We start from the raw sequence: 7,559 nt of genomic DNA on the forward strand, positions 1-7,559 counted from the left end.
TTGTACGCTTATCCATTAACTTTCACGCCAGCGCAGCCGCGCAAAAAATGATTTAGAAGAAATCTATTACATTCATCGAACAAACCAGATTGCCGGTTTTAGCAGGCTGACCAATACTAAACAACAGTATTGAAACAAAATCAGTACAACGCCAACGTTACGTATTTCCCGAGGTTTTTTCTATGAATACCGTCTGTGCAGCCTGCCAGGCACTTAACCGGATCCCGGATGACCGTATCAGTGACGCAGCCAAATGCGGACGCTGCGGCTATGCGCTGTTTGACGGCAATGTTATTAATGCCACCAGCAATACGCTGGATTCGCTGCTTAAAGACTCGCTACCGGTCGTGGTCGATTTCTGGGCGCCGTGGTGCGGCCCCTGCGTCAACTTCGCGCCAGTGTTTGAGGATATTGCCAGTGAACGCAGCGGAAAAGTGCGTTTTGTAAAGGTCAATACCGAAGCCGAGCCTGAATTAAGCTCTCGCTTTCGCATTCGCAGTATCCCAACCATTATGATTTTTAAAAATGGTCAGATCGTCGATATGCTTAACGGCGCTATGCCTAAAGCCTCGTTTGACAGTTGGCTGAATGAGAATCTGTAACTCGCGGGGGCCTTGTGCCCCTTTACCCGCTCTGCGAAAATAGCCTTTTTATTGCCGCTTCCTCCATGACTGACAACGCTGTTCTTCGCCTGCGCAACGAGCGTCTGGCACGCGCCACGCGCCCTTTTCTGGCCCGCGGCAACCGCATTCGCCGCTGCCAGCGCTGCCTGTTGCCCCTTAAACAGTGCCTGTGCGCAACACTTCAGCCACATCCGGCCCGCAGCCGCTTTTGCCTGATGATGTATGACACCGAGCCAATGAAACCAAGCAATACCGGCCGACTGATTGCTGACGTGCTGCCGGATACGCTCGCATTCCGTTGGTCTCGCACCGTCCCTCCTGACGAACTGCTCACCTTGCTTGCCCGCGGCGACTACCAGCCGCTGGTGGTATTTCCTGCCTCTTATACTGCCGAAGAACGCAAGGTTGTCAGCGCTCCGGAGACAGACGGTAAGCCTCCGCTGTTTATTATGCTTGACGGCACCTGGACTGAAGCGCGCAAAATGTTTCGTAAAAGCCCCTGGCTGGATAGTTTGCCGGTTATTTCGGTCAACCTTGCGCACCTTTCCGACTATCGGCTTCGCGCAGCCCAGGCCAGCAACTGGTACTGTACCGCCGAAGTTGCCAGCGCGCTGTTAGCGCTGGCAGGCGATAACATAGCCGCGCAAGCGCTGCATGCCCATTTCACACTATTTCGCGAACGCTACCTGGCAGGTAAGCCGCATCACCGGGGCAACATCACAACAGCGGAGACAAAAAGCATTTAGAATCAAAAATCCGCCGTCCATAAAAGGAGAGCATCATGAGCCAACGAGGGTTAGAAGCCCTGCTGCGCCCCAAAACCATTGCTGTACTGGGAGCATCAATGAAACCCAATCGGGCCGGTTACCTGATGATGCGCAACTTGCTCGACGGTGGATTTTCCGGCCCGGTAATGCCAGTAACGCCAGCCTATAAAGCGGTGTGCGGCGTACTGGCCTGGCCGGAAGTGAGCGCATTGCCGTTTGCGCCCGATCTTGCCGTTATCTGCACCAACGCCAGCCGCAACCTGGCGCTACTGGAAGAGTTGGGTAAAAAAGGCTGCCGGGCATGTATTATTCTCTCCTCCCCACCGGAACAGCACAGCGCGCTGCTCGCCTGCGCCGCTCGCTGGCAGATTCGAATTCTCGGCCCGAATAGTCTCGGCCTGCTTGGGCCGTGGCAGGGATTGAATGCCAGCTTTTCGCCAGTCCCCATCCATAAAGGGCGTCTGGCCTTTATCTCCCAGTCAGCGGCAGTATCAAATACGATCCTCGACTGGGCGCAGCAGCGTCAGGTAGGGTTCTCATGGTTTATCGCGCTGGGCGATAGCCAGGACGTGGACGTGGATGAACTGCTGGATTTTCTCGCCAGAGACAGTAAAACTCGCGCTATCCTGCTCTACCTCGAACAGTTGAGCAATGCGAGACGCTTTGTCTCCGCTGCCCGCAGCGCTTCGCGCAACAAACCGATACTGGTTATTAAAAGCGGGCGCAGCGAACAGGCGCAGGCGCTTTTGAAAAGCCCCCCTGGCCTTGACGCCGCCTGGAGCGCCGCCATCCAGCGTGCTGGCCTGCTGCGCGTGCAGGACACGCATGAGCTCTTTTCCGCCGTTGAAACGTTAAGCTATATGCGCCCGCTGCGCGGCGAACGGCTGATAATTATCAGCAACGGCGCGGCCCCCGCGGCACTTGCGCTCGACGAGCTTTATCTGCGCAACGGAAAGCTAACGCAGCTTGATGAAGTAACGCTCGGCAATCTGCGCAGCACATTGCCGCCTGGCGTTAATATCGCAAATCCGCTCGACCTGCGCGACGATGCCACAACAGAACATTATGTGCAGGCGCTTGAAGTTCTGCTCGATTCCGCGCAACAAGATGCCATTATGCTCGTACACGCCCCCAGCGCAGCGGCGCCTGGCAGCCTTTGCGCTCAGGAAATTATTGCGCTGATTAAGCGCCACCCACGCGGCAAATACGCCACATTACTCACCAACTGGTGCGGCGAACATTCCTCTCAGGACGCACGCCAGCTATTTAGCGAAGCGGGCGTGCCAACCTACCGCACGCCGGAGGGCGCTGTCACAGCCTTTATGCATATGGTGGAATATCACCGCAACCAAAAACAGCTTCGGGAGACGCCAACGCTACCGCAGAATCTTAGCGCCAATACTCTTCGCGCCCATACTCTTATTGAGCAGGCATTACAGGATGGGGCAACCACACTCGATACGCATGAAGTTCAGCCGATTCTACAGGCATACGGCCTGACAACTTTACCAACATGGATTGCCGGCGACAGCGCCGAAGCAGTCCATATCGCCGAACAGATTGGCTACCCTGTTGCACTTAAGCTGCGTTCACCGGATATCCCGCATAAATCCGAAGTGCAGGGCGTTATGCTGTATTTACGCACGGCAGAGGAGGTGCAGCAGGCGGCCAACGCCATACTCGATCGGGTCAAACTCACCTGGCCACAGGCGCGCATCTTCGGGTTGCTGGTCCAGGGGATGGCGAATCGAGCAGGCGCGCAGGAGCTGCGGATAGTGGTCGAAAACGATCCGGTATTCGGGCCGCTGATTATGTTGGGAGAAAGCGGTGTGACGTGGCGCCCCAACGAACAGGCAGCGGCCGCGCTGCCGCCGCTCAATATGAATCTGGCGCGTTATCTGGTTATTCAGGCCATTAAACAGCAAAAAATCCGCGGCCATAGCGCGCTACAACCTCTGGATATCACGGGGTTGAGCCAATTGCTGGTACAGGTTTCAAACCTTATTGTAGATTGCCCGCAAATCACGCGGCTGGACATCCATCCACTATTGGTATCCGGTAGCAGCTTCACGCTGCTTGACGTTACGCTTGCGCTGGAGCCTTATCGCGGTGATGCCGATACCCGGCTTGCGATTCGGCCTTATCCTCAACATCTGGAGGAGCAGGTGTTGATGAAAAACGGCGAGCGCTGCGTATTTCGCCCTATTCTGCCCGAAGATGAGCCACAGCTTCGACGCTTTATCGGCAGAGTGACAAAAGAAGATCTCTACTACCGCTATTTTAATGAGATCAATGAATTCACTCATGAAGATTTAGCCAACATGACGCAGATAGACTACGATCGGGAAATGGCTTTTGTCGCTGTGCGACGTGAGGAGGATAATAACGAAATCATCGGCGTCTCCCGCGCTATATCCGATCCAGATAATATCGACGCCGAATTTGCCGTGCTGGTGCGATCGGATCTTAAAGGTCTGGGACTCGGGCGTCAGTTAATGGAAAAGCTTATTGCCTATACCCGCCAGCATGGAATACAACAGCTAAACGGTATAACAATGCCACACAATCAGGGCATGATTGCGCTGGCGAAAAAACTGGGCTTTCTCGTCGATATTGAACTTGAAGACGGTATTGTCAGCCTGACGCTGCCGCTGGCAACAGAGGCCAGCCATGAGTAAGCGACTGGAAATGTTACCGACATTATCCAGTAGTAATGGTATTATCGTCAGCTTCTGTCGATGTCATGGAACAGAAGGCCATCTAATGAATAGAGAAGATAAGCACTGTGATGTTGTCTAAATTCAAACGTAACAAACATCAACAACACCTTGCCCAACTACCGAAACTTTCTCAGACAGTTGATGATGTAGAATTTTTTTTCGCGCCCGCCGACTTTCGGAAAACGCTGCTAAAACAAATTGCCAGCGCCACCCGTCGTATCTGTATTATCGCCCTTTATCTTGAGCAGGACGACGGCGGCAGGGCTATACTGAACGCCCTTTACGAGGCCAAACGCCGCCGACCGGAGTTAGACGTAAGCGTGCTGGTAGACTGGCACCGCGCACAGCGCGGGCGCATCGGCGATGCGCCCGCCAATACTAATGCTGACTGGTATTGCCGTACGGCGCAGGAAAATCCAGACGTCGCTATCGCTGTTTACGGCATCCCCGTAAATACCCGGGAGGCGCTGGGCGTGCTGCATTACAAAGGATTTATCATTGACGATAGCGTCCTTTACAGCGGCGCCAGCCTGAATGACGTTTATCTGCATCAGCACGATAAATATCGCTACGATCGCTACCATTTGATCCGCAACCCGCGCATGGCAGACATCATGTTTAACTGGGTGCAAAATTTTCTTGTCAGCGGCCGCGCCGTTAACCCACTAAACTGTGAGGAGCGCCCTAAAAGCCAGGAAATCAAAAATGATATCCGCTTTTACCGCCAGACCTTACGCGACGCTACATACCACTTTTCTGGCGATGCTGATAATGAATCGCTGTCCGTTACGCCGCTGGTCGGATTGGGCAAAGGTAGCGCGCTGAATAAAGTTATCTACCATCTCATGCCCTGCGCTGAACATAAACTGATCATCTGTACGCCCTATTTCAACCTGCCTGCGGCGCTGGTGAGGAATATCATCGCTCTGTTGCGCGAGGGTAAACAGGTAGAAATTATCGTCGGCGATAAAACAGCAAATGATTTCTATATACCTGAAGATCAACCTTTCAAAATCATCGGCGCCCTACCGTACCTTTATGAAATAAATTTACGCCGTTTTTTAAGCCGGCTTCAGTATTATATTAACAACGGCAAGCTTACAGTACGGCTGTGGAAAGATGACGATAATAGCTATCACCTGAAGGGGATGTGGGTTGATAACGAGTGGATGTTACTGACCGGCAACAATCTCAACCCACGCGCCTGGCGGCTGGATTTAGAAAACGCCATTCTTATCCACGATCCAAAACATCAGCTTTCCGCGCAGCGTGAAAAGGAGCTGGCGTGTATCCGCACTCACACAACCGTTGTGCAACATTACCGTGATTTACAAAGTATTGCCGATTACCCGATCAAAGTACGCAAATTAATTCGCCGGCTACGGCGCATCCGTATTGACCGGCTAATTAGCCGTATTCTGTGACGAATAACATTGCGCATCCAGGGCATCAGGCAAGTTGTCAAACGCCTGTCCAAACAATTTCAGCCCGATATTTCAGGAAACTCAACGAATTGTTTTTCGGCTGTTATCGACAAGAGGGCAACAATCCGCATTTGTTCGCTTTATCAGCAACCTGAATGGCCCATGCGGGCCATTTTCACTTCGGAGCGTAGCGTGTTATGCGTATCCTGTTTTTAATCGCTTGCCTGTTGCTTACCGGCTGTACCGCATTGCACACAGCGCAGGATAGCTGGAGCGGGCAGGATAAGGCACAGCATTTTATTGCCTCCGCCATTTTTTCTGCCGCCGGAAATGAATATGGGCAACGCCACGGCATGAGCCGCGACAGAAGCGCTGGCTTTGGATTTATATTTTCAATCAGCGCTGGCGCAGGCAAAGAGTGGTGGGACAGCCGCCCGGGCGGTACGGGTTGGAGCTGGAAAGATTTTATATGGGACATAGCCGGAGCCAGCACCGGCTACGCCATCTGGCAACTATCCGGGCATTAAAGCTTCAGGCCTTCTCCCTTACGGTGCAGCATCAATGATACTAAAAATGCCACTCCCCCCATTGCGGAAACATACCAGAAAAAGAGGTTTTCAGAGCCCAGCGATTTTAGCGACAGCGCCACATATTCCGCAGAACCGCCGAACAACGCATTCGCCACCGCATAAGACAGCCCCACCCCAAGCGCGCGCACCTGCGCCGGGAACATTTCCGCCTTAAGGATACCGCTGATGGAGGTATAAAAGCTGACAATAAGCAGGGCCAGCAATACCAGGCTAAATGCCGCCCAGGGTGAAGTAACGTTTTGCAACGCTGTCAGTACAGGAACGGTACAGCCAGCAGCGAATAAACCGAAGCACAGCATCGAATTACGGCGGCCAAATCTATCCGACAACGCACCAAAAAAGGGCTGTATCAGCATATAAATAAATAAAGCGCCCGTCATTACTATACTGGCTGTGTTTGCCGACATCCCGGCCGTATTGACCAGGTATTTCTGCATATAGGTCGTAAATGTATAAAAACTGAGCGATCCGCCAGCAGTAAATCCCAGCACCATGATGAAAGCGCGGCGATGACGCCACAGGCCACGCAACGAACCGGCTTCTTTTAGCGCGCGTGTACTTTTTTCCGATGTCTCATTCAACGAACGACGCAGCCACAGCGCGATAACCGCCAGCACGGCGCCGAGCGCGAACGGAATACGCCAGCCCCATGCCCGAAGCTCTTCAGAACTCAGCACATGCTGTAGAATAACCACAACAAGTAGCGCCAGAAGCTGCCCGCCAATCAGCGTAACATACTGAAAGGAGGCATAAAAACCTTTGCGCCCCTCTACTGCAACCTCGCTCATATAAGTCGCGCTGGTGCCATACTCACCTCCGACAGACAACCCCTGAAGCAGACGTGCCAATAACAGCAAGGCAGGAGCCCAGGTCCCAATCGCCGCATAGCCGGGAAGACAGGCGATAACCAGAGAGCCAAAACACATCATACATACAGAAATCAGCATTGAATTTTTACGTCCGTGCTTATCCGCAATATAACCAAACAGCCAGCCGCCAATTGGCCTCATCAAAAATCCCGCTGCAAAGATCCCGGCTGTTTGTAAAAGCTGAGTCGTGGTATTGCCGGAAGGAAAAAAGATATGCGCAAAGTAGAGCGAGCAAAACGAATAAACATAAAAATCAAACCATTCTACCAGGTTACCGGAAGAGGCGCCTACAATGGCCCAGACACGCTTACGGGTATCACCGCTGTTGAGCTCCGTTTGATTGGCGGCGGTTGCTTCTGTCATTATTAACGTCTCCTGTTTTTCCCTATCTATTCATTCTGATTAAGCCAAAATGACAGATTGCGCCCGGCAGAAGCGTAAAGAAAGTGTTAAATACCCATACAGGTATGTTTTTGTGAAGCATGCTGAAAATAGTAATTGCACAAACAACGGCCAAAAAAGAAAGGCCTGCAAAACACAAAACCTGTAGCCGGCAGGAAATAGCC

Annotated in this window: 6 protein-coding genes; 5 read left to right on the forward strand and 1 reads right to left on the reverse strand. The window is 52.6% G+C overall.

All coding sequences use genetic code 11. The annotated features are described in order from the left end of the window. The first annotated feature begins 182 nt into the window (after nt 1-182). The 5 genes from trxC (at nt 183) to JJB97_RS15035 (ending at nt 6,061) form a co-directional block, all read left to right on the forward strand. Nucleotides 183-602: a thioredoxin TrxC gene (gene trxC / locus JJB97_RS15015; protein WP_238714835.1), complete on the forward strand. Its 420-nt coding sequence runs from the start codon at nt 183-185 to the stop codon at nt 600-602. A 65-nt stretch (nt 603-667) separates the two neighbouring features. After that, on the forward strand, nt 668-1,369 hold the full coding sequence (locus tag JJB97_RS15020) for a tRNA-uridine aminocarboxypropyltransferase (protein WP_238714836.1): 702 nt from the start codon (nt 668-670) through the stop codon (nt 1,367-1,369). Between the two features lie 35 nt (nt 1,370-1,404). Further along, nucleotides 1,405-4,068 carry a bifunctional acetate--CoA ligase family protein/GNAT family N-acetyltransferase gene (locus tag JJB97_RS15025; RefSeq protein ID WP_238714837.1) on the forward strand — a complete coding sequence of 888 codons (2,664 nt, stop codon included), beginning with the start codon at nt 1,405-1,407 and terminating at the stop codon, nt 4,066-4,068. Nucleotides 4,069-4,178: 110 nt separating this feature from the next. Beyond that, the gene (gene pssA / locus JJB97_RS15030; protein ID WP_238714840.1) at nt 4,179-5,534 is read left to right on the forward strand and encodes a CDP-diacylglycerol--serine O-phosphatidyltransferase; all 1,356 of its coding nucleotides are present in this window, start codon (nt 4,179-4,181) and stop codon (nt 5,532-5,534) included. 197 nt (nt 5,535-5,731) lie between these two features. Beyond that, nucleotides 5,732-6,061: a YfiM family lipoprotein gene (locus JJB97_RS15035; protein WP_238714838.1), complete on the forward strand. Its 330-nt coding sequence runs from the start codon at nt 5,732-5,734 to the stop codon at nt 6,059-6,061. On the opposite strand, the gene JJB97_RS15040 is transcribed toward JJB97_RS15035, so the two are convergent. After that, nucleotides 6,058-7,356 (reverse strand): MFS family transporter, encoded by a 1,299-nt coding sequence (locus JJB97_RS15040; protein ID WP_238714839.1) that lies wholly within the window; start codon nt 7,354-7,356, stop codon nt 6,058-6,060. The two genes, JJB97_RS15035 and JJB97_RS15040, sit on opposite strands and share 4 nt — an antisense overlap. Nucleotides 7,357-7,559: the final 203 nt, after the last annotated feature.

It is taken from the genome of Tenebrionibacter intestinalis (genome assembly GCF_016632365.1).
Taxonomy (GTDB): Bacteria; Pseudomonadota; Gammaproteobacteria; order Enterobacterales; family Enterobacteriaceae; genus Tenebrionibacter; species Tenebrionibacter intestinalis.